General features: G+C 63.5%; 24 protein-coding genes and 1 tRNA gene. 5 read left to right on the top strand and 20 right to left on the bottom strand.

Annotated elements, in window-relative coordinates; all coding sequences use genetic code 11:
* Positions 1-98 precede the first annotated feature (98 nt).
* From HNR05_RS03950 to dut, 4 genes are read right to left on the bottom strand one after another with little or no spacing between them, the layout of a single operon-like run.
* The gene (locus HNR05_RS03950) at positions 99-2525 is read right to left on the bottom strand and encodes an HAD-IC family P-type ATPase (RefSeq protein WP_179577840.1); all 2427 of its coding nucleotides are present in this window, start codon (positions 2523-2525) and stop codon (positions 99-101) included.
* Between the two features lie 4 nt (positions 2526-2529).
* Complete coding sequence (locus tag HNR05_RS03945; RefSeq protein WP_179577839.1) at positions 2530-3324, bottom strand: DUF3159 domain-containing protein; 795 nt, start codon at positions 3322-3324, stop codon at positions 2530-2532.
* Positions 3325-3368: 44 nt separating this feature from the next.
* Complete coding sequence (locus HNR05_RS03940; protein WP_425485072.1) at positions 3369-3995, bottom strand: DUF3710 domain-containing protein; 627 nt, start codon at positions 3993-3995, stop codon at positions 3369-3371.
* The gene (gene dut / locus HNR05_RS03935; RefSeq protein WP_179577838.1) at positions 3992-4459 is read right to left on the bottom strand and encodes a dUTP diphosphatase; all 468 of its coding nucleotides are present in this window, start codon (positions 4457-4459) and stop codon (positions 3992-3994) included. The genes HNR05_RS03940 and dut overlap by 4 nt, the downstream gene beginning before the upstream one ends.
* 38 nt (positions 4460-4497) lie before the next feature.
* Here dut and HNR05_RS03930 point away from each other — a divergent pair, with 38 nt between their 5' ends.
* On the top strand, positions 4498-4944 hold the full coding sequence (locus HNR05_RS03930; RefSeq protein WP_179577837.1) for a DUF3093 domain-containing protein: 447 nt from the start codon (positions 4498-4500) through the stop codon (positions 4942-4944).
* Between the two features lie 14 nt (positions 4945-4958).
* Here HNR05_RS03930 and HNR05_RS03925 read toward each other — a convergent pair whose 3' ends face one another.
* Positions 4959-5252: a DUF4193 domain-containing protein gene (locus HNR05_RS03925; protein WP_179577836.1), complete on the bottom strand. Its 294-nt coding sequence runs from the start codon at positions 5250-5252 to the stop codon at positions 4959-4961.
* A gap of 199 nt (positions 5253-5451) precedes the next feature.
* Here HNR05_RS03925 and sepH point away from each other — a divergent pair, with 199 nt between their 5' ends.
* Positions 5452-6615 carry a septation protein SepH gene (gene sepH / locus HNR05_RS03920; RefSeq protein WP_179577835.1) on the top strand — a complete coding sequence of 388 codons (1164 nt, stop codon included), beginning with the start codon at positions 5452-5454 and terminating at the stop codon, positions 6613-6615.
* A gap of 54 nt (positions 6616-6669) precedes the next feature.
* Entirely contained in the window at positions 6670-7716 is a 1047-nt protein-coding gene (locus HNR05_RS03915) for an aromatic acid exporter family protein (protein ID WP_179577834.1), read from the top strand.
* 115 nt (positions 7717-7831) lie between these two features.
* Here HNR05_RS03915 and HNR05_RS03910 read toward each other — a convergent pair whose 3' ends face one another.
* Positions 7832-8395, bottom strand: coding sequence for a YceI family protein (locus HNR05_RS03910; protein WP_179577833.1), 564 nt, complete (start codon positions 8393-8395; stop codon positions 7832-7834).
* Between the two features lie 179 nt (positions 8396-8574).
* Here HNR05_RS03910 and HNR05_RS03905 point away from each other — a divergent pair, with 179 nt between their 5' ends.
* A complete protein-coding gene (locus HNR05_RS03905; RefSeq protein ID WP_179577832.1) occupies positions 8575-9333 on the top strand; it encodes an oxygenase MpaB family protein in 759 nt (252 codons plus the stop codon).
* Between the two features lie 22 nt (positions 9334-9355).
* Here HNR05_RS03905 and HNR05_RS03900 read toward each other — a convergent pair whose 3' ends face one another.
* The 4 genes from HNR05_RS03900 to HNR05_RS03885 form a co-directional block, all read right to left on the bottom strand.
* Entirely contained in the window at positions 9356-10066 is a 711-nt protein-coding gene (locus HNR05_RS03900) for a hemerythrin domain-containing protein (protein WP_343062447.1), read from the bottom strand.
* An 83-nt stretch (positions 10067-10149) separates the two neighbouring features.
* A complete protein-coding gene (locus tag HNR05_RS03895) occupies positions 10150-10635 on the bottom strand; it encodes a hypothetical protein (protein ID WP_179577831.1) in 486 nt (161 codons plus the stop codon).
* A gap of 31 nt (positions 10636-10666) precedes the next feature.
* On the bottom strand, positions 10667-12040 hold the full coding sequence (locus tag HNR05_RS03890) for a GH1 family beta-glucosidase (RefSeq protein ID WP_179577830.1): 1374 nt from the start codon (positions 12038-12040) through the stop codon (positions 10667-10669).
* Between the two features lie 176 nt (positions 12041-12216).
* Positions 12217-12624 carry a YchJ family metal-binding protein gene (locus tag HNR05_RS03885; protein ID WP_179577829.1) on the bottom strand — a complete coding sequence of 136 codons (408 nt, stop codon included), beginning with the start codon at positions 12622-12624 and terminating at the stop codon, positions 12217-12219.
* Positions 12625-12722: 98 nt separating this feature from the next.
* Here HNR05_RS03885 and HNR05_RS03880 point away from each other — a divergent pair, with 98 nt between their 5' ends.
* Entirely contained in the window at positions 12723-13766 is a 1044-nt protein-coding gene (locus HNR05_RS03880; RefSeq protein WP_179577828.1) for an SDR family oxidoreductase, read from the top strand.
* Between the two features lie 46 nt (positions 13767-13812).
* Here the strand turns inward: HNR05_RS03880 and HNR05_RS03875 are convergent.
* The 10 genes from HNR05_RS03875 to rplU form a co-directional block, all read right to left on the bottom strand.
* A tRNA-Ala gene (locus HNR05_RS03875) sits at positions 13813-13886 on the bottom strand.
* Positions 13887-13961: 75 nt separating this feature from the next.
* The gene (rsfS, locus tag HNR05_RS03870) at positions 13962-14339 is read right to left on the bottom strand and encodes a ribosome silencing factor (RefSeq protein ID WP_179577827.1); all 378 of its coding nucleotides are present in this window, start codon (positions 14337-14339) and stop codon (positions 13962-13964) included.
* Between the two features lie 40 nt (positions 14340-14379).
* Positions 14380-15342, bottom strand: a complete 963-nt coding sequence (locus tag HNR05_RS03865; RefSeq protein ID WP_179577826.1) for a hypothetical protein — start codon at positions 15340-15342, stop codon at positions 14380-14382.
* Complete coding sequence (gene nadD / locus HNR05_RS03860) at positions 15339-15932, bottom strand: nicotinate-nucleotide adenylyltransferase (RefSeq protein ID WP_425485071.1); 594 nt, start codon at positions 15930-15932, stop codon at positions 15339-15341. Before nadD ends, HNR05_RS03865 begins: the two co-directional genes overlap by 4 nt.
* A 14-nt stretch (positions 15933-15946) precedes the next feature.
* Complete coding sequence (locus HNR05_RS03855) at positions 15947-16153, bottom strand: hypothetical protein (protein WP_179577825.1); 207 nt, start codon at positions 16151-16153, stop codon at positions 15947-15949.
* Between the two features lie 59 nt (positions 16154-16212).
* Complete coding sequence (locus HNR05_RS03850) at positions 16213-17475, bottom strand: glutamate-5-semialdehyde dehydrogenase (RefSeq protein ID WP_179577824.1); 1263 nt, start codon at positions 17473-17475, stop codon at positions 16213-16215.
* Positions 17476-17484: 9 nt separating this feature from the next.
* A complete protein-coding gene (gene proB / locus HNR05_RS03845) occupies positions 17485-18291 on the bottom strand; it encodes a glutamate 5-kinase (protein ID WP_179577823.1) in 807 nt (268 codons plus the stop codon).
* Entirely contained in the window at positions 18288-19871 is a 1584-nt protein-coding gene (obgE, locus tag HNR05_RS03840; RefSeq protein ID WP_179577822.1) for a GTPase ObgE, read from the bottom strand. Before obgE ends, proB begins: the two co-directional genes overlap by 4 nt.
* 80 nt (positions 19872-19951) lie before the next feature.
* The gene (rpmA, locus tag HNR05_RS03835) at positions 19952-20209 is read right to left on the bottom strand and encodes a 50S ribosomal protein L27 (RefSeq protein WP_179577821.1); all 258 of its coding nucleotides are present in this window, start codon (positions 20207-20209) and stop codon (positions 19952-19954) included.
* An 18-nt stretch (positions 20210-20227) separates the two neighbouring features.
* Entirely contained in the window at positions 20228-20536 is a 309-nt protein-coding gene (gene rplU / locus HNR05_RS03830) for a 50S ribosomal protein L21 (RefSeq protein WP_179577820.1), read from the bottom strand.
* Positions 20537-20560 lie beyond the last annotated feature (24 nt).

Genomic DNA, 20560 nt, shown 5'->3' with positions numbered 1-20560 from the left:
GAACCCCACTATTGCCAGCAAGGTTAGCCTAACTGCGGGCCGCTGGAACCGGCCTGCCCCGCGAGAAAACTATCTCGATGTCAAGATAACTCTATCAGTCAGACCCGATCGAAGACGACGCCGCGCCGCCGTGCGATCCGGTAAACGATTTCGATTCCGATGGCTCCGATCGCACCGACCATCAGCCCGTAGACCAACGCGAAATTCCACTGCACCTCGACGAGAAAGAACCTCCTCGCCCACGGCAGCACGCACGCGAGCACCATGATCGCGCTCACTCCGAGAAGCAGCGCATACCTCCAACCGTTGAGCGGACGCGCGAGAACGCACAGAATCCAGAGCGAGACCAGAAACAGTGCCACGGTCGTCACACTGCGGGCTTCAACCAGCGAAACACGATGGTGCACGGGCAGAAAGACCGCTAAGACGGATGCCGCCGCAATCGCTCCGGTTGGAATGGCATAGCGGATGACGCGGCGAAGAACCCCGGGAACGTACCGCCGTTCGTTCGGCGCCAGCGCCAACAGAAAGGCCGGAATGCCAATTGCCAGACCGCCTACGAGCGTGAGCTGGCGCGGCAGGAACGGGTAGGGAACGGCCAGTACCGCCGTCGACAGTGCGAGCAGGATTCCGTAGACGGTCTTCGAGAGGAACAGATTGGCCACGCGCTCGACATTGCCGATCACGCGTCGGCCGAGCGCCAGCACGTGTGGGAGTTGGGCAAACCGGTCGTCGAGCAGGACGATGCGTGAGACGGCGCGCGTGACGGCCGTTGCCGTACCCATGGCGATGCCGAGGTCGGCGTCTTTGATCGCGAGTGCATCGTTGACGCCGTCACCGGTCATCGCGACCGTGTGCCCACGCCGCTGGAGCAGAGCTATCGCGCTGCGTTTCTGCTCGGGACTGACCCGGCCGAACAGGCTCGACGTGTCGAGCGCCTGTGCGAGGCCGTCACCGTCACCGAGGCCGTCACCGTCAGGAAGTGTTCCGGCGTCCGTCGTGGGTCCGGGCAGCCCGAGAGTGCCAGCGATCGAGGCGACGGTTAGAGGGTTGTCGCCGGACATGATGATGACCCGCAGTCCTTGGGCGCTCAGGTACGACAGCGTCGCCGCGGCGTCGGAGCGGAGCGTTTCGCCCAGCACGACGAGCGCAACCGGCGTGAGGGAAGTTGGCCTGTGGGCCGTTGGCGACGCATCCCCATTCAACTCTCCCGCGAGCCGCACCAGCGCCAACGTACGCTGCCCGCGGGAGGCCGATTCTGCAGCCTGTGCCAGCTCGGCCGGATGAGCCGACAGTAGGCGTTCCGGTGCGCCGAGCAGCCACGACGACTCACTCGCACCCACCCGCACCGTCACACCACTCACCCGCTCCGCCGAGCTGAAGGGCTGGCGCGCCAGCACCGTGGCCTCCCCTGGCGAAAAGTGGGAACCCAACACGCGCGCGGTCAGATTGGCCGCGTCATCGGCACCGAATGCGCCCAATACCGATTCCAGTAGCGCTGGCGGCGTCCCGTCGAGAGACAGATAGCGATCGAAGTCGAACTCCCCCGTCGTCAGGGTTCCGGTCTTGTCGAGGCAGAGCACATCAACCCGGGCCAGCACCTCCACTGCGGCCAGCTCCTGCACGAGAACCTTCTTTCTGGCCAACTGAATCGCGGCGACCCCGAAGGCGAGGCTTGTCAGCAAGACCAGACCCTCGGGAACCATGCCGACAACGCTGGCGACGGCATCCGCGATTGCCCGGTGCCACAGATCCGCGCTGCTCGCTCCGGTGCCAGCCCCGGTCACGTCGGTGCCCGACCCATGCCGTGCGCCGTAGAGCACAAAACGGCCAATCAGGGTGATCGCGATGACCGGACCGAGAATCCACGACAGATAGACCAGGATGCGTGTGGTCGCTTCCCGAAGTTCAGACTTCACGAGCGAGTGCCGTTTGGCCTCGGCTGTCAACCGGTTGGCATAGGAGGCGGCGCCCACCGCGGTGGCCCGCGCGTAACCCGCTCCCCCCACGACATGCGAACCCGACAGAAGCGCGTCGCCCTCACGCTTCTCGACAGGCTCGGACTCCCCGGTGAGCAACGCTTCGTCAATGACGAGAGCCGAACCCTGCAGCACCCGGGCGTCCGCCGGAATCTGATCGCCCGGGCGCAGCACGATGACATCATCCTGAACGACGTCGGCCAGCGCGACGTGGGTCAGCACGCCGTCACGTTTTACTGCAGCGGTGGGTGCGGCGAGCAGAGCAAGGCGGTCGAGCACGCGCTTTGCGCGCAGTTCTTGCACGATGCCGATGAGCGCATTCGCCACCACGACTCCATAGAAGAGGCCGTCGCGCAAGTCCCCAAGAAGGAGCACAGCGATGAAGCAGATGGTCAGGATGGCGTTGAACAGCGTGAAGATGTTCTCACGCAGAATGCCACCCAGAGTGCGCGAGGTGAGATGGACGCTCGCATTGCTGCGACCATCGGCGCGCCGCTCGGCCGCGTCGGAACTGCTCAGTCCCTGCAACGCGTCGACGGCGGCCATGTGATCAGTCCTCGGCTGAACTCGCTGAATCGGCTGTCGGCACCGAGTCGGCCGGCCGTGCGGCATCCGTCTTCGTATAGATCGCCCGCACCATCAGCCAAGAGACGACGAGGAGTGGCGCGTAGAGGGGAATTCCCATCAGCAGCTTGGTTGCGCCCAACCATTCGAAGTTGCCCGCGTAATACAGCGGCAATTGCACGGCGAGGCGCAGCGCGAAGAGTCCCGCCCAACACACGGTGAGCAGCGTGAGCGCGCGTCGTTTCGACGGATTGCTGCGCCATTCGACGCCGTCACCCATCAAGAATCCGACGGCTACACCGATCAGGGGCCACCCGACCAGAGCCGAGATCAGCAGCACTGCGCCATAGGCGCCGTTGGTCCAGAAGCCCGGCAGGTAGAAGCCCTCAGCCTTCCCCGTCATCAGGGCAAGCACCGCACTGATCGCGATTCCGGCGAGACCACCGATGGCCTGCGTCACCGTCTGCTTCTGTGCGAGCCGCAACCCGGCGAAGATCAGCCCGATCACGATCGGCGCGATGATGGCCAGAACGAGGTCGCGCGTGAATGTGTACGCCAGCAGAAAGACAAGACCGGGCAGCACCGCCTCGATCAGGCCGCGGATGCCACCCATCGACGCCAGCAGAGCCTGGCCGCTGATCGGCTCGCCCTCGGCCGCCGGCGCAAAACCCGCCCGCGCTGCGGCGGCAGCCATGCTCTCGGCGAGAATGCTTCGCTCGGGCGCAGCATCCGTCGCGGGCTGCCACGACTCGTCGGGGACCTCAGGCTTCTGGTCTGACATCGATTCATTCCTCATTGCTGCTGCGCTCAGAACTACTGCGGCGCCTAGACGTCGACGCTTCCGCCCGCACCCGGCGTCGCCGGCATGCGCAGAGGAATGAGATCGCGCGGCGGCATCGGTGTTGAGCCACGCACCACGACGATGCTGCGGAACAGGTCTTCGATGTGTGCTGCGGCTTCGGGATTCAAGGCCCCTTCACCGGCAATCACTCCGCGCAGGAACCACCGCGGGCCGTCGACGCCAATGAAGCGAGCAAGCCTGGTCGATTCGGTTGACCCTTGGCCGGCTGCGACGGGAATCTCAGCGACGAGTTCCGGGCCGAAGGGACCTTCACGCAGCGTGGTGGTGCCGCCTTGCTTGCCGATCTGGTCGGCGATCTGATCTCGAATCTCATGCCACAGTCCGATTGACCGCGGTGCGGCGAATGGCTGCACCTGCAAAGTGGAGCCGGCGTAGTCCAGTCCGATAGCCACGACACGCTTGCTCCCCTCTTCGATCTCGAGGCGCAGGTGGAGTCCTTCGCGGGGAAGGATCTTCACGCCGCCGAGGTCAACGTACGGGCGAACCGGGTTTGCTTCAGCCTCGTCGAGGGGACCCGCGGTCTCGCGGTCCTCCGGCGCTGACTTCGGCAGGGATTCCGGAGTCGACTCCGGCTGGGAAATGTCACTCACTGTGCTTCTCCTGATGTGGATGTGGTCTGTACGGCGACCCCGGTGGAACCGAAACCGCCGTCGCCGCGCAGGCTGCCAGGCAGCCGGTCAACGGGAATGAATGTCGCACGGGTCACCGGCATGATGACCATCTGGGCGATGCGATCGCCGGCGTTCACCGGGAACGACGCGGAAGAGTCGGTGTTGAGGAGCGCGACCTTGATCTCGCCGCGATAGCCAGCGTCGATGGTGCCCGGCGAGTTCACGATGGTGATGCCGTGCTTCGCCGCCAGTCCGCTGCGGGGAACGATGAACGCCGCGTAGCCGTCGGGCAGGGCGATCGAGACGCCTGTGCCCACGAGGGCGCGTTCACCCGGCGCCAGCACAAGGTCTTCACTGGAGTGAAGATCGGCTCCGGCATCACCGGGATGCGCGTAATTCGGAACGAGGGGAGCAGTAATCAGTACTTCGACGCTTTCTGTCACGTGTCGAGGGTAGTGCAGAAGTCTGATCGAATAGAGCCATGCCTCAATTTCGCGAAAAACTCTGGCCCTCACCCTGGGTCTTCATTGCCACAGCCCTCGTCATCCCCGCTTGCATCCTGGTGTTTGTGCCGATTTCACTCCTCGCCGGCATCATCACGGCCATCGTTTTCTATGGTGCGATTGTGCTGATCCTTGTGCTGACATCGCCCACAGTTGAGGTGAAAGATGGCATTCTCTCGGCTGGACACGCCCGAATCTCGGCAGAGATGCTCGGCGAGGCCCTGCCCTTCGAGGGCGAGGACGCCCGGGCAGAACGCAGTACCCGAATGGACATGCGCGCCTGGCTCCTGATCCGGGGATGGATCGCACCCGTCGTGCGCATTCCGATCACGGATGCGAATGACCCCGCCCCCTATTGGATCGTCTCGACTCGGTACCCACAAAAATTGGCCGCCGCGATCAATGGATCGCGACGGCCACTATGAATAACTCGGTGTGTCTACGCGTCACATTCTCGGCACACAGGGCCGAGCTTTGATTCACGAGACATCTGCGAACGGTGCTTCACGAGGAAGCACTCCACACAGGTGAACTCGTCGGCCTGCGGGGGCAGGACGACGACGTCGAGGTCAAGGTCGGAGAGATCTGCGCCGGGCAGGTCAAACCCGCCTGGGTTGTCCGCGTCGTCAACATCCACGACTCCGGACATCTTGTCGGGGACACGCTCCTTGAGGGCCTCGATCGACTCAGAGTCGTCTTCGGTCTTTCGTGGTGCGTCGTAATCGGTTGCCATGCCCATCCATTTCAGTAACGCCGATAAAACGAAATCGGCGGGCACAGTTTGCATCATTCAGAGACGAATAGCAAACCCTTATTTGAAGTCGTGTGCCTCTGAGAGGGGTCAACTTACGGCACGCCCGTCATATTCCCTCTGAAAGAGCGGAAAGCATGACATTCTGAGAATCAACAGGGATCGCGAGAGGGCTTTCGCCATGCAGGAATTGAAAGTAATCGGAGTCGAGAACGGCGCGCTGCTCGCAGCGAGTGAAGAGGGTGACCGTTTTCGGATCGCCATCGATGAGGTTCTCCAGTCCCGGCTTCGTCAAACCCAGATCGAGTCGGTATCGGGCGCCAAATTATCGCCGCGCGAGATCCAAGCTCACATTCGTTCGGGCCTGTCGGCTGAGGACGTGGCAGATGTGACAGGAGCGTCGCTCGACTACGTGCGGCGCTTCGAGGGACCAGTACTCGCCGAACGCGAATACATCGTGTCGTCGGCGCTCGGCGTACCCGTGCATACCGCGCTCGATTCTGACCCGTCGGAGTCCGGCGCTACCTTCGGCAGCGTCATCCGTGACCGTCTCGCCTCGCTGGGTGCGAGCGATGAGCGGTGGGCCAGCTGGAAAGAGCCGGCCGGCGGCTGGATTCTCAAGCTTTCATTCACCGCAGACGAAATACACCACGATGCCCGATGGGGTTTCGAGCCGAAGAAAAATGCGCTGACGCCGATGGGCAGCGAAGCCATTGCACTCTCCCAGCACGGAGAGCTGAAAGGCGGTCTGATTCCGCGTCTGCGTGCGGTCGGAGCCGAGACAAGCGCGGCCGATGTTTCCCGCTTCGACAGCGGCGCTTTTACGTTCAAAGAACTTCAGGTCGACGAGGTGCTGAACGACACGGCCCCCCTGCCCGACCCGGTGCCCTACGCTCGTCCGGGGAGCACGAACGACGCTGCCGCCAACGCGGCAATTTCGCGGGCTGTGGAACCCACGGCCACGCTCTCCGAAACAGCTGATCTTCTGGAGGCGCTGCGTCGTCGCCGTGGCGAACGCGAAGCGGCAGCCACACCGTCTCCCGCCACCGCCGAGTTGCCGGTCATTTCGGCATCGGCCGTCTCGCCCTCCGCCACGCCGAGCCCCGCAGCCGCACTTTCTCCGGTACCGGCGCCGTCCACAGACGGCCGCGACGACATCACGGCGCACCTCGACCGGGCGCCAGACCCTCAGCCCGCAACCGAGGCGATGCCGAACGTGTGGGCCAGCCAAGCTGCCAAAGCTCAGGCCCGAACGTCGACCACTCCCCCGAAACGCGGCCGGGCTTCGATGCCCAGTTGGGACGAAATCGTCTTCGGCGCTCGCAGTGATGACGACCTCGCCTGACCGCTCGATTCTGAAACGGCGTGAGCTTTCTCGTCAGGCCGCTAGCCTGAACGGGTGCAGTTAACGGCGAAATTTCGGAGCAACACACGGGTGCCGCTGCTCCAGGCGGTGAAAACCTCTGTGGCCACCGTTCTCGCGTGGATTGTTGCGCAGCTACTTCTTCCCGGCGAACTGCCAGTGTTTGCGGCCATTGCGGCGCTGCTCGTGGTGCAGCCCAGCATCAATCAGTCGCTCGGTAAGGCCATTGAGCGCTGCCTCGGCGTCATCGGGGGTGTTCTCGTCGCCTACGGAGTGAGCCTGATCTTTGGGACGTCCGGCGGGATCGTGTTGCTGGCAATTGTGGTGTGCATCATGCTCACCTGGGTGCTTCGGCTGGCGCCCGGTTCGGCGAATCAAGTTCCCATCAGTGCCATGTTGGTGCTGTCGATTGGGGTACAGACGCCGGGCTATGCGTTTGAACGCATTCTCGAGACGATTCTTGGCGCCGGGATCGCCCTTCTCGTGAACGTCGTGATCGTGCCCCCGGTACTCCTGGCGCCGGCCGGTGACGCGCTCGATCGATTGAACTCCGAGGTCGCCGACAGCTTGGATCGGGTGGCTACGGCGTTAAAGCTGCCGCAGTCCCGGGCCTCACTCACTGAGATGATGCTCACCGCCCGGCTGCTACGTCCCATGCTGAATGCTGCAGACAAAGCTATCGTGCAGGCCGAGGAAAGCCTCACCCTGAACCCGCGGCAGGCCGCGTATCGGCGCGTGCTCGACGCGGACCTGGAACGCCTCGATCGCCTCAAATCGTTGGTGACTCGAACCGTCGGGATGACGCGCGCGCTGCATGACCACTACGACGACAGCCTGTATCTAGAACCGACGGTTCAGGCGCTTTCGCTGGAGTTGGTGCGAGCCGCCCACGACCTGCGACTTCTCACGCGTGGGGACGACCCTGCCGAGTCACGCTTCATCCCGCATGGCGACGACGAACTCGCCCTCACCTCACCACTTGTCATTGCCGCTCCGCCACCCCAACATTGGATTCTGATCGGTTCCCTGATGGAAGACTTACGTCGTGTCCGCGAGGAAATCATCGGCGAACCGCTGAGCTGACGCGGCAGGGGTCACAGCGGCCCAGTGGCCCAGTGGCCCAGTGGCCCAGTGGCCCAGTGGCCCAGTGGCCCAGGAGCACAGGGCCCACCGAAGTGGGACCCGCTGCCCCCGCTCATTAGTCCTGGTTCAGGCTGGCCTGAAGCTCGAGTGTGATTGTCACCGTCGAGCCCAGCAACACGCCACCGGTCTCGAGTGCTGCATTGTAGGTGAGACCAAAGTCTTCGCGGTTCACGACGGCCTTGGCGGTCGCTCCGCCCTTGTAGTTTCCGTAGGGGTCGGTGCCGAAGCCACCGAAGTCGAACTCAAAGGTGACCGGCTTAGTCACACCCTTTATGGTGAGATCGCCGTCGACGAAGAACTCACCCGAGACCTCGCGGGCGCCCGTCGAGACGAAGTCGATGGTTGGGTACGTGGCGGCCTCGAAGAAGTCTCCGGTGCGCAGATGACCATCACGGTTCGCGTCGTTGGTGTTCACCGATGCAACCTGAGCGGATGCCGTCACGCTCGAGTCCACGGGATTCGGAGCCGTGATAAATGTCGCGTTGAACACATCGAAGGTGCCCTTGACCTTGCTGATCATGATGTGACGAATACTGAAACCCACCTCACTGTGAGTGGGGTCGATGGTCCAGGTGCCGGCCTTGTAGCCCGGGATGCTCGTTGTGATGGTGTCGCTCATGCGTTCTCCTTGAATATTTGGAAAGCCAATGGGAAAGCCAACGCTTCCCACAGATATATGCAAGCGCATGGAGATTCGGATTATTCCGACGACACCACCCCATTTTTGGACCGTCGCTGTCGGCACGACTTTCTCAGACGCCGGGGCTAGGCTCGGGCATTCAGGAGGACACCGTGACCATGCCCGACACCGCAGCCGAGGCGATCTTGATCGCCGGGGGCGGGCGCGCCATCCTGCTGCAGCTAGCCCATCCGGCAATCGGGCATGGCGTCGCCCAGCACAGCAACTTCGAGCACCGCCCCCTCGATCGCTTGCACGCCACTCTCAGCTACGTCTACGCCGTCGCATTCGGCACTGAGGAGGATCAGCAAGCCGTGCGCCGCCGTGTCAACCGGGCCCACGCTCCGGTACGGGGTGACGGCGACCCCGAGACCCCGGCCTACAGTGCGTTCACTCCCGACCTCCAGCTCTGGGTCGCAGCCACCCTCTACGACTCGGCTATGACCGTGCACCGGCGCGTGTTCGGCGAGCCCAGCGACGCGCTCGCTGACCAGCTCTATCAGGCGTATGAAGCCCTCGGCACTGCGCTTCAGATGCCGAGGGGGCTGTGGCCGATCGACCGCGAAGCCTTCGCCCGCTATTGGGACGAGCAGTTGGCTGCGTTGCAGACGGATGCCGTCACCCGCCACGTCGCCCACCAGCTTCTCCATCCCCGCCACGGGCCCGTCTGGCTGCGCGCCGTGATGCCACTCGGGCGTCTGGTCACGACGGGCCTCCTCCCGGCGGAGCTGCGGGACGCTTTCGAACTACCCTGGACCCCGCGCGACGAACGTCGCTTTGCCCGCACCATGCGCATGACGGCCCGACTCTACCCCGCGCTACCCCGTGGCATCCGGCAGTGGCCGAAGAACCACTACCTTCGGCAACTGCGCGCCTGACCAGCGCGATATCAGAGCACTCTCAGAGCGGTGCCGCCCCGTAGACCAGCCGGTAGTTCTTCTCATACTGACGTCGCCCAATGACACGGTAGAGCAATCGGATCGGGGCGGGAACGTTCTCCCTCAACCACCCTGCGCGCTCATCGGGGGCAAAACCTTCAAGAATGAAACCGAGCTGCACCATCAGACGCTCGCGCGGTATCGCCGTCCGGCCATGTGCCCCCAGCAAGTCCCATTCCTGTTGAGTGAGCGTTACCCCGGCCACCGGAAGAATCTGCCGTTCCTCTTGGCCGAGATGGGCGAAGAGGAGAGCCTTGATGGTCGTCAGGATATCGACGACGGACTCGGCATCCTCGACGGCATTGGTAGTTTGCCAGAGCTCGACCGCGTTCTCGAGTTCACCGAGTTCAAGGGCAACCGCCTGGTGTTGGGCACGCATCTGGCCGACGTGCAGTGCACAGGCCGGAGCGCGTGATTCGAGCTTCTCCCAGAGCAGAAGATCCTCGCCTTGATGATGAGCGTGCAGTCCGGCCGAGACCTCACGCACATGGGCGCCGACGACAGCCGAACGCACCGAGTCGCCGACGGGAACCCCCGCGACGAGCGCCGGCAGATCCGTGAAAAGCCTCCGAAACATACCGTGGATGACGAGCATGTCGGCGGTGTCACAGCCCCGCACAGTTCCGGAGGGACCGGCGGACCCCTCACGAGGTGCGGACAACTCATCTGACACGGCGAGCCTCACTTCTTCGGGTGGATGAAGCCAGAATTGTTCGGACGATCGCGGGCAGACTATCACCGCCGCCGGGACTGCCGTTAGGGCTCTGCCGAAGCCACAGTCTCGATGAAGACCCTTTTGTACTGTCGCCCATCCGGGAGTTCGACGGTACGACTTTCCAGTGTTCCCCGACTTATTCGCAAATAGATCGCTTGCGCACTCACCCCCAGCTGCTTCGCCGCCTCGGCTACCGATACCCCGGGCAGATCGGTCGGCACCGAACTCGGGCGGGCCGCACGTTTTCGCCCCGCATCATGCCGAGCCGAAATCTCGTCGTCGCTGCCCTGCCAACGCCACTTGGCGGCCGCGACCCCGAGACCGGCAGCCGCCGCGATCTCGTCCCAGTTCGCCCCGTCACCCTGCGCGGCCCGGACGCTCGCCAACGTCGCGGGGTCTGCATCGAGTTCGGTCAGCAGAGCACGGATGGCCGCCAATCGCTCCACCGGGTTGCCCTGGCCCGTTGCATCCAGTTCGGTCAGGCGGGCGAGAGAGGCGACCGTGTGCGGCGCCAAGAAATGTCCCATGGCTCCACGCTAGCGCCCGCGCCGCCACCCGTCAGCGGTGCGCCTGGATGAGATCGCGATACCAGCGGAACGAGTCCTTCGGAATACGCTCTTGCGTTTCATAGTCGGTGTAGATCAAACCGAAGCGCTGCGAGAAGCCGACAGCCCATTCGAAATTGTCCATCAGGGACCAGTGGAAATAGCCGCGCACATCAACGCCGGCCTCGATCGCGTCGGCCACCGCTGCCAGGTGTGCGGCGGTGTAGTCGATCCGTCGCTCGTCGGCGATCACACCGGTCTCATCGGGACCGTCATTGATGGCGCATCCGTTCTCGGTGATGTAGATCGGCGGGAGTGCATCGCCGTAGCGCGCCGTGAACGAGGTGAGAAGTTCAGTGAACGCGGCGGGAATCGACGGCCAGCCGAAGTCCGTGAGCGGATATCCCTCAATCTCCTGCAGCGCAAACGGAAGGCTGGCATCGAGCTCGTGGCCATCGACCAGGCCCCCGGTTTCGCCCGGGCCGACCGGTGCCGACACCAGAGTGGGGTTGTAATAGTTGATGCCGTACCAGTCGATCGGGGTCGAGATCGTGGGCAGATCATCTGCGGCGCCCTCGGGCAGGAACGGCGCCAATTCCTCCGGGTAGCGACCGAGCAGAATCGGGTCGGCGAACACCCAATTGGCGAGGGCATCGTAGAGACCGGCTGCTTGCTGGTCTTCCGGGCTTTCGCTCGCCGCCCAGGTGGGCGCGTGATTGTTGGCGATACCGATGTTGTTGGCACCTGCCGCGCGCAGGGCACCGACGGCCTTGCCATGCGCCAGTAGCTGGTGGTGGGCCGCCGGCAAAGCGCCAAAGCCCAGCTGCAGGCCGGGTGCCTGAATTCCGGCGCCGTAGCCCAGCATGGTGAGGACGACGGGTTCGTTGATCGTAATCCAGCGCGGAATACGGTCGGCGAAATGTGTGCCCATGATGTGCGCATAGTCGGCGAACTTGTCGGTGATATCGCGGTTCAGCCAGCCCCCATCCTGCTCGAGTGTCAATGGGGTGTCCCAGTGGAACAGGGTTGGCGTGGGAGTGATGCCGGCCTCGAGCAGACCATCGACCAGACGATCGTAAAACGCGAGTCCTTCGGCGTTGACCGGGCCGGACCCGGTGGGCTGGATGCGCGGCCAGGCGAACGAGAACCGGTAGGCGTCGACCCCGAGGTCTTTCATCAGGGCAATGTCTTCCGGGTACCGGTGGTAGTGGTCACACGCGACCTCTCCGGTATCACCGTTGATCACACGGCCGGGTTCGGCGCAGAAGGCATCCCAACTGGAGAGTCCTCGACCGCCCTCGTTCACTGCTCCCTCGATCTGATAGGCAGCCGTTGACACTCCCCAGATGAAGGAAGACGGCAGTCGGGGGAAACGAGGGTTCGTCATAGCTGACCTTTCACGCATCATTGCGAGGGACTCCGAAGGCTATCCCCCCGGTTTCATCCCATGATCGGGCATAATCCCCGTGGACGCGACGATAATCTGCTCAATTCGACGAGATTCAGCAGATTCTCAGCGACGCTCGCGCCGCCGCCCACTGTGCGTGGCCTGGACCGCGTGGTCTAGTCGGAGCGCCCGTCGATCGCGTCGAGATAGGTCCAGTTGCGGTTGAACCGGACGAAGCGGCTCGTCTCGTGTTGCGAACCGCGTTCCGCGCCGTCTCGGTAGTGAGCGGTGAATCGGACGACCCCGTCGCCGTCGAACAGGCCCCCGCGTTCGGTGTGCTCTACCTCGAGGCGGATCCAGCGCAGAGTGGAGTCGAGGTCCACCGTTGCAGGGCGGGTGCTCGGATGCCAGGTGCGCAGCAGATAGTCGGAATCGCCCACGGCGAAGGCCGAGTACCGAGAACGCATCAGCAGTTGCGCGGTTGGCGGAGTGGTGCGATCAGTGTGGTAGCTGCCGCAACATTCGGCATAGCTCTCACCGCTGTCACACGGACAACGTAGGGCGCGGGATTCCAGCAGGCTCACGTTCTCATTATCGGGCCTTCGGGTGCGATCCAATGTACGCACTATTCTGGCCGCGCTATCGCGCCTAACATGGGACGGTCGCGACGAAGGAGACTCACATGGCCGGAGAATTGGTTCTTGTCACGGGCGGGTCGGGTTTTGTCGGCGCCGAGTGTGTCGCACAATTGCTCGACGCGGGCTATCGCGTCAGAACCACCGTACGCTCCCTCTCCAGAGAATCAGAAGTCCGTGCGCTGGTCGCGTCCGGCCGTGATGCCTCGGCGGATGTCCTCGGTGTCGTCGAGGCGAATCTTCTCTCGGACGATGGCTGGGCCGACGCTGTTGCCAACTGTGACTTCGTGCTTCACGTCGCCTCGCCGTTTCCGGTGACGCAGCCGAAAGATGAGGATGACCTCATCATCCCTGCCCGTGACGGCGCGTTGCGGGTATTGCGCGCCGCGCGGGATGCCGGCGTCAAGCGGGTCGTGCTCACGTCATCGTTTGCAGCAATTGGATATGGGCACCCCCCGCTGAGCCGCCCCTATACCGAACAGGACTGGACCGACGTGAACGGCGAGAGCGTCAGTGCCTACGCCAAATCTAAAACAATCGCCGAACGCGCCGCCTGGAATTTTGTTGCCGACGAAGGTGAAACCCTGCAACTTGCGGTGGTCAACCCGGTCGCTGTCTTCGGGCCGGCGCGTGGCACCGACCTCTCGACATCGGTTCAACTTCTGCGCCGTCTTCTGATGGGAGCGGTGCCGGCCCTCCCCCGCATCTCGCTGTCAGCCGTCGATGTTCGGGATGTCGCCGATCTCCACCTGCGCGCATTGACACATCCGGATGCCGCCGGCGAGCGATTCATCGCATCCGCTGGGCCCCCCGTGAGCTTTCCTGAGATCGCCCACCTTCTGCGGGAACGCCTGGCGGATGCCGCCAAACACGTCCCGTCGCGAATCCTGCCCAACTGGGTCGTACGGGCAGGCGCACCGCTGAACTCCACGATGAAACAGCTCGCGTCTCAGCTTGGTGCGCCCAAACTCATTTCCAACGACAAGGCCCGCCTCCAGCTGGGCTGGTCGCCTCGCTCCAACGAAGAGTCACTTCTGTCGGCGGCCGAAAGTTTGGTGCGCCTCGAGTTGCTGACCAAACAGGGGTCCTGATTAACGACGAAGAGCCCGACACATCGTGTCGAGCTCTTCGTGAGAGTGGATCCAAGGGGATTCGAACCCCTGACCCCCTGCATGCCATGCAGGTGCGCTACCGGGCTGCGCCATGGACCCTCTCGCCGAACCGGATCTCTCCGGAACAACTCGTTTAGATTACTACACATCCAACCGAGCGCGAAAATCGCGCCGTTACTCGCGCGTGTCGCGCACCGGAAGATCGATCGGCACGACGGGGCAGTCTTTCCACAGTCGCTCAAGCCCGTAATACGCACGCTCTTCTTCATGGAAAACGTGAACGACCAGGTCGCCAAAGTCGATCAGAATCCACCGGCCTTCGGCACGGCCCTCCCGGCGCAGGGGCTTGTGGCCGGCTTCGATCAGCTTGTCTTCGACCTCACCGGCGATCGCGACCACGTTGCGTTCGGAACGACCCGTGACGATGAGGAAGATGTCGGCAAGCGGCAGCGGCTCGGAGACGTCGATGGCAACAAGATCTTCCCCGGCCTTCGAGTCGGCGGCGGCGGCGGCCACCTGGAGGAGCTCGAGAGCATGGGCAGAAGCGGTCATCGAATAAATCCCTGAGTTGGTGAAGCAAATATGGACAGCATTAGAAAATATTGAAAATGAATGCGCCGACGAACAGCGCGATGACGCCCAGCGCCAGCGCTGCGGCGGTAATGGCCAAAACCGTCGGCAACCAGGCCGCGTCCTTCTTGGGCGGAGTCATGACGCCACGCGTCGATGCGTGGCTGCTCACTGCCCGGCTGGCACTGACCGGAGCAACATCCGTCGTCGCGCCCGGCTCATCGATCTGATCGAGAAGGTGGTCGCCGTCGGAGGAGTCAAAACGGTCGGGGTGGGCGCCGGTGGAGCCCAGGCTGCGGGGCAGGTCGATCGAGCCGGTGACCAGAATCTCGCCCGTGCTGGTCAGCGGTCCCGAGGTGCGATCGTGCAGTGCCACAGCGGGCAGGATCAGAGCGTTGGTGGTCGTCGGGATTCCCCCGGCACCCAGCCCACGAGAAATCAACTGGTCGAACGCCTGCACCGGGTCGATAACACGCACGTGCTCGGCATCGCCTCGCACTTCGGGATCGATCGACCAATGTCCCACTGGCGGATGCAGCCCCCGTGATGAATCCGCGTCAGCGGCCGGTATGGTCGCGGCTATCGGCAGAAGCACCGTTGGTGCTTCCTCCGAGGAAACGTCTGCGGCGCTGGTGTCAGTCTCGTCCTGCGCGGCCTTCACGGCACGCAATTCTCGACGCGTCATCGTCTGTTCACGAGAACCGAAATGGCCGTCATCAGGCTCGGTGCCCAGAGGTTCACGCGCGCGGCGCTGAACCGGAAGAGCTTCAGCGGATGCCTTCGCGGCTGCCTCGGCCTTCTGGATGAGTTCGGTGAATGATTCAGCCTGAGCCGGCGGCTCTGAGAAGACGGACGACGGTAGTGACTGGTCAGACGCTGTCGCCTGAGGGTACGCCTCATCTGTGGTCGTGGACCCCTGCTGGCTCTGCGCCAACTCGCGGGCTTGCCGTCGCGTCAGCGGCTGCGGGCCGTTACCCAACGTCATGCCACACTCCGATACAGATGATGCTTTGAGATGTACTGGACGACCCCGTCGGGGACCAGATACCAGACCGGGAAACCCCGATTTACTCGCGCACGGCAGTCTGTCGATGAAATCGCCAGTGCCGGAACCTCAAGCAAGCTTACGTCCTGATCAGGCAATCCCGAAACGCTCAGCTCATGTCCCGGGCGACTCACAGCCACGAAATGAGCGAGGTCCCAGAGCTCCTGCACGTCTTTCCAACTCAGAATTTGCGAGATGGCATCTGCTCCGGTGATGAAGAAAAGCTCCGCATCAGGGCGTTCATCACGCAATTCGCGCAGGGTGTCAATCGTGAAGGTGGGACCATCGCGGTCGATATCGACGCGGCTCACCGTGAACCGTGGATTTGAGGCCGTCGCGATGACGGTCATCAAATATCGGTGTTCGGCAAGAGTGACGTCTTCTTTCTGCCACGGATGACCCGTCGGGACAAAGACAACTTCGTCGAGATCGAAGCTTTGCGCGACCTCACTGGCCGCCACAAGGTGTCCGTGGTGGATCGGATCAAAGGTTCCACCCATCACACCGATGCGCGGACGACGTTGCGTCACCGAGACAACGACGCTCAGTGGCCGCTGTGTCCGGGAGCGCCGCCATGAGCTGCCGCGTAGGCGTCAGCCTTAGCCTGGTGACGATTGGCAACATCGCGGTAGGTCCAGAGAACGGCACCGAGGGCGATGAAAAGAACCAGTGGAATTATGCCGTACACCAGAATCGGCAGGGGCAGCGCGACGTGACCGGCTTCGGCCAGCACGGTGGTTACCAACGACATGAAAAACTCCATTCACTTCACGAAGACGGTCAGGACCCGCCTCGACCATCTTAGTAGGGCTACGCCCGCACCTGGCCGCTGCCACGCACGATCCATTTGGTACTCGTCAGCTCGGCCAGCCCCATCGGACCGCGCGCGTGGAGCTTTTGTGTCGATATTCCGACCTCGGCACCAAAGCCGAATTCGCCACCGTCGGTGAACCGTGTCGACGCATTCACCATGACCGCCGCAGAATCGACCTCGTTCAGGAACCGTTCGGCGTTGACGATGTCGTTCGTGATGATCGACTCAGTGTGCCCGGTGGAGTAACGGCGAATATGCCCAATCGCGTCGTCGAGAGATTCCACCACGGCAACTGCAAGGTCAAGGCTCATGTATTCAGTCGCCCAATCCTCCTCCGTCGCGGGGACGCCCTGTGGGAACAGCTCCCGGGTGCGCTCGTCGGCGTGAATGGTGACCCCCGAGGCGGTGAGCTTGGCAAGCACCTCCGGCAGCAGCCGCTGTGCCGCCCCCGCATGCACGAGCAACGTTTCGAGCGCATTGCACACGCTCGGACGCTGAACCTTCGAGTTGTGAACGATGTCCACCGCCCACTCCAGCGGGGCACTCTCGTCCAGGAAGATATGAACGACGCCCGCACCGGTTTCGATCACGGGCACCGTCGATTCATTCACGACGGTGTTGATGAGATTGGCGCTCCCCCGCGGGATCAAAACGTCGACCCCACCGCGTGCACGCATCAGCAGGTTCGCCCCGTCGCGGCCGAATTGGTCGATCGTCTGCACCGACTCGGCCGGCAGGCCACTGGCCGAGAGCGCGCCCTGGATCAGGTCGACCAAAACCCGGTTGCTGTTTTCGGCGGCCGAACCACCGCGCAGAACCACAGCATTTCCGCTCTTCAAGGCAAGCGCAGCGATGTCGACGGTGACGTTGGGCCGCGCCTCGTAGATCACGCCGACGACGCCGAACGGCACGCGCACCTGGCTGATCTTGACACCGTTCGGCAGGCTACTGCCGCGCACGACCTCGCCCACCGGATCGGTCAGCAGCGCGATCTGCAGCACGGCATCCGCCAGAGCGTCGATGCGTGCGTCGTCAAGCCTGAGCCGATCGAGAAGTCCCGTGCTCAGCCCGTTCCTCTCACCGGCTTCGAGATCGGCTCGATTCGCCTCGACAATGGCGGGCACGTTCGCCCGCAGCGCCGCGGCAATCGCCTCCAACGCCGTGTTCTTCAGCGCGGTCGGTGAGCCGGCCAGCGCCAGCGAAGCGGTGCGGGCCGCAGTCAAAGTGGGAGTGAGCATGGTGACGGGAATCGACGACATGCCGCCAGTTTAGGGGAGCGGACGTCCGGTGGGCGAAGGCGACGGCTCGAACCAGGTACCGACGTGTTCTCCGCGCAGGGCCGCGGCGACCAGCGTCGTAGCGGTGACCAGCACGGCGGTGCCGGCATCCGCTGCGATGCGTGCGGCGGACACCTTGGAACTCGCGCCGCCGGTGCCGACACCGGAGGCTCCGGTCGAACCGAACTCGACCCCGGGCAGCGGATCGCCCGCAGTGATCCTGTCGATCCGCTCGGCCCCGGGAAGATGCGGTGGCTTGGTATACAGCGCATCGACATCGCTGAGCAGAACGAGCACATCGGCCGCGACCAGCATTGCGACGAGCGAGGCCAACCTGTCGTTATCGCCGAACCGAATCTCGTGCGTCGCCACAGTGTCGTTTTCATTCACGATCGGCAAGATCCGCAGTGCCAACAGCCGTTCCATTGCCCGCTGGGCGTTGCTGCGGTGCGACGGGTTCTCCAGGTCCCCCGCCGTCAGCAACACTTGGCCGGCGACGATGTCATACCGGTCAAGACTGTCTTGGTAGCGGAAAATCAACAGATTCTGGCCCACGGATGCCGCAGCCTGCTGCGTGGCCAGGTCCGTCGGCCGCTCGTCTAGGTTCAAATACGGCATGCCGGTGGCGATGGCCCCCGATGACACGAGTACGATCTCGGCCCCGCGACCGTGTGCCTCGGCGAGGGCGTCGACCAGCGCCGGGATTGCTCCGGCATTCTCGCCACTGATCGACGACGACCCCACCTTGACAACGATTCGAGCGGCTCCGAGGATGCCGGACCGGTCACTCACGCTCACTCCGAGTCGCCCTCCGGGCCGGCTGCGGATGCGGATGCAGAATCGGCGGCGCCGACCTGTGCCCCGGAGAATTCTTCTCCATCGCTCAGCCACAGACCCTGCTCGCGCTCACGAATGAGCTCCGCCCGCGCTGCAGCCTTCGCGTCCATGCGGGCGAAGTACTCTTCACGACGCTGATTGCTGGTGCGGCGGGTCGACTCGTCGAGACGCGTGTCCGTGCCACGTGGCGCGGTGATGAGTTCCGCGGTCGAGGTCAGGGTGGGCTCCCAGTCGAAGACGACGCCGTGGCCCGGACCGATGATGACGGTTGAACCGGCAACGGCTCCGGCCTTGAACAGTTCGTTCTCGACGCCGAGCTTGGCCAGACGGTCCGCGAGGAAGCCGACGGCCTCGTCGTTGGTGAAGTTGGTCTGCATGACCCAACGCTCGGGCTTCGTACCGACGATCCGGTAGATGTTTCCGAACGAACCACCCTCGACCTTGACCTCGAATCCGCCGTCGTCGACGGCGGTCGGGCGCAAAACAATGCGCGGCTTCTTCGCCTCGACGGCGGCACGCTCAACGCGTCCGACTTCCACGGTCTCGGCCAATGCGTAGTTGAGCTGCTTGAGGCCCTCGTGCGTGACAGTCGAGATCAAGAAGACGCGGTAGCCACGCGCTTCGAGGTCAGGGCGCAGGAATTCGGCCAGTTCGCGGGCCTCGGGCACGTCGATCTTGTTCAGGGCGATCAGCTGCGGACGCTCAAGGAGCGGCTTTTGGCCGTCGGGAACCGGGTAGGCGGCCAACTCGCCGAGGATGATGTCGAGATCGCTGATCGGGTCGCGTCCCGGGTCGAGCGTGGCGCAGTCGAGCACGTGCAGCAAGGCGGTGCAGCGTTCGACGTGGCGCAGGAATTCGAGGCCGAGTCCCTTGCCCTCGCTGGCACCCTCAATCAGCCCAGGCACGTCAGCAATGGTGTAACGGGATTCACCGGCCTGTACGACGCCGAGATTCGGCTGCAGGGTCGTGAACGGGTAGTCGGCGATCTTGGGACGCGCGGCCGACATCGAGGCGATGAGGCTGGATTTTCCGGCCGATGGGTAGCCCACGAGTGCGACATCAGCAACGGTCTTCAGCTCGAGGTAAACGTCGCCTTCCCAACCGAGCGTGCCGAGAAGCGCGAAGCCGGGGGCCTTGCGCTTGGTCGACGCGAGTGCGGCATTGCCGAGCCCACCCTGGCCGCCGGGAGCGACGACGAGACGTTGGCCCGGCTCAGACATATCCATGAGCTCGTTGCCGTCGACGTCTTTGACAACCGTGCCCAGAGGAACGGCCAGCTCGCGAATCTCTCCGTTGTGGCCGTTCCGGTGGTCGCCCATACCCGGACCGCCGTTGTCGGAGGTGCGGTGGGGTGCACGGTGGTAGCCGAGAAGCGTGGTGACCTGCGGGTCTGCAACGAGAACAAGGTCTCCCCCGCTGCCGCCGTTACCGCCGTCTGGGCCGGCGAGAGGCTTGAACTTCTCTCGCTTCACCGACACACAGCCGTCTCCTCCGTTGCCCGCTCGCAAGTGCAGCGTGACCTGGTCAACGAATGTGGCCATGTGGTGTGCCCCTTTCAGGTGGCGAAAAAATACGTAAGGGCGAGCCGAAGCCCGCCCTCACGTTTAGAACAAGTGGATGCCTATTCGGCAGCCACCACAATGTTGACGACCTTGCGGCCGCCCTTTGCACCGAACTGAACTGCGCCAGCTTCGAGAGCGAACAGCGTGTCATCGCCACCACGTCCGACGTTCACGCCGGGGTGGAAGTGGGTGCCACGCTGACGGACGATGATCTCGCCCGCGCTGACAACCTGACCGCCGAAGCGCTTCACGCCGAGGCGCTGTGCGTTCGAGTCACGACCGTTGCGAGTGGAACTCGCACCTTTTTTGTGTGCCATCTGTCTTGCTCCTCAGGCCTAGGCGATGCCGGTGATCTGAACGCGAGTGAGCTCCTGACGGTGCCCCTGACGCTTCTTGTAACCGGTCTTGTTCTTGAACTTCTGGATAACGATCTTCGGGCCACGGAGGTCGTTCAAAACCTCGGCGGTGACCTTGACCTGAGCCAGTGACTTGGAGTCGGTGGTGATCTTGTCGCCGTCGACGAGAAGCACGGCGGCCAGCTCGACGATGCCGTCCTTGTCAGCCTTGATTCGGTCCATCGTAACGATGGTTCCGACCTCTACCTTCTCCTGCCGGCCACCGGCGCGCACAACTGCGTAAACCACTTTAACGTACCTATCTCTGGGGAG

This window comes from Leifsonia psychrotolerans (assembly GCF_013410665.1).
GTDB classification, from domain to species: domain Bacteria; phylum Actinomycetota; class Actinomycetes; order Actinomycetales; family Microbacteriaceae; genus Cryobacterium; species Cryobacterium psychrotolerans_A.
The sequence above is the reverse complement of the archived record's forward strand: the minus strand, read 5'-3'. Positions and strand labels throughout refer to the sequence as shown.

Coding starts and splice junctions, on each gene's coding strand:
- rpmA (WP_179577821.1), bottom strand. CDS start 20,209: ATGGCACACAAAAAAGGTGCGAGTTCCACTCGCAACGGTCGTGACTCG.
- rsfS (WP_179577827.1), bottom strand. CDS start 14,339: ATGACCGCTTCTGCCCATGCTCTCGAGCTCCTCCAGGTGGCCGCCGCC.
- HNR05_RS03895 (WP_179577831.1), bottom strand. CDS start 10,635: ATGGGACATTTCTTGGCGCCGCACACGGTCGCCTCTCTCGCCCGCCTG.
- HNR05_RS03945 (WP_179577839.1), bottom strand. CDS start 3,324: ATGTCAGACCAGAAGCCTGAGGTCCCCGACGAGTCGTGGCAGCCCGCG.
- sepH (WP_179577835.1), top strand. CDS start 5,452: ATGCAGGAATTGAAAGTAATCGGAGTCGAGAACGGCGCGCTGCTCGCA.
- HNR05_RS03880 (WP_179577828.1), top strand. CDS start 12,723: ATGGCCGGAGAATTGGTTCTTGTCACGGGCGGGTCGGGTTTTGTCGGC.
- HNR05_RS03850 (WP_179577824.1), bottom strand. CDS start 17,475: ATGTCGTCGATTCCCGTCACCATGCTCACTCCCACTTTGACTGCGGCC.
- HNR05_RS03925 (WP_179577836.1), bottom strand. CDS start 5,252: ATGGCAACCGATTACGACGCACCACGAAAGACCGAAGACGACTCTGAG.
- HNR05_RS03855 (WP_179577825.1), bottom strand. CDS start 16,153: ATGTCGTTGGTAACCACCGTGCTGGCCGAAGCCGGTCACGTCGCGCTG.
- HNR05_RS03910 (WP_179577833.1), bottom strand. CDS start 8,395: ATGAGCGACACCATCACAACGAGCATCCCGGGCTACAAGGCCGGCACC.
- HNR05_RS03930 (WP_179577837.1), top strand. CDS start 4,498: ATGCCTCAATTTCGCGAAAAACTCTGGCCCTCACCCTGGGTCTTCATT.
- obgE (WP_179577822.1), bottom strand. CDS start 19,871: ATGGCCACATTCGTTGACCAGGTCACGCTGCACTTGCGAGCGGGCAAC.
- HNR05_RS03905 (WP_179577832.1), top strand. CDS start 8,575: ATGCCCGACACCGCAGCCGAGGCGATCTTGATCGCCGGGGGCGGGCGC.
- HNR05_RS03890 (WP_179577830.1), bottom strand. CDS start 12,040: ATGACGAACCCTCGTTTCCCCCGACTGCCGTCTTCCTTCATCTGGGGA.
- HNR05_RS03950 (WP_179577840.1), bottom strand. CDS start 2,525: ATGGCCGCCGTCGACGCGTTGCAGGGACTGAGCAGTTCCGACGCGGCC.
- HNR05_RS03865 (WP_179577826.1), bottom strand. CDS start 15,342: ATGACGTTGGGTAACGGCCCGCAGCCGCTGACGCGACGGCAAGCCCGC.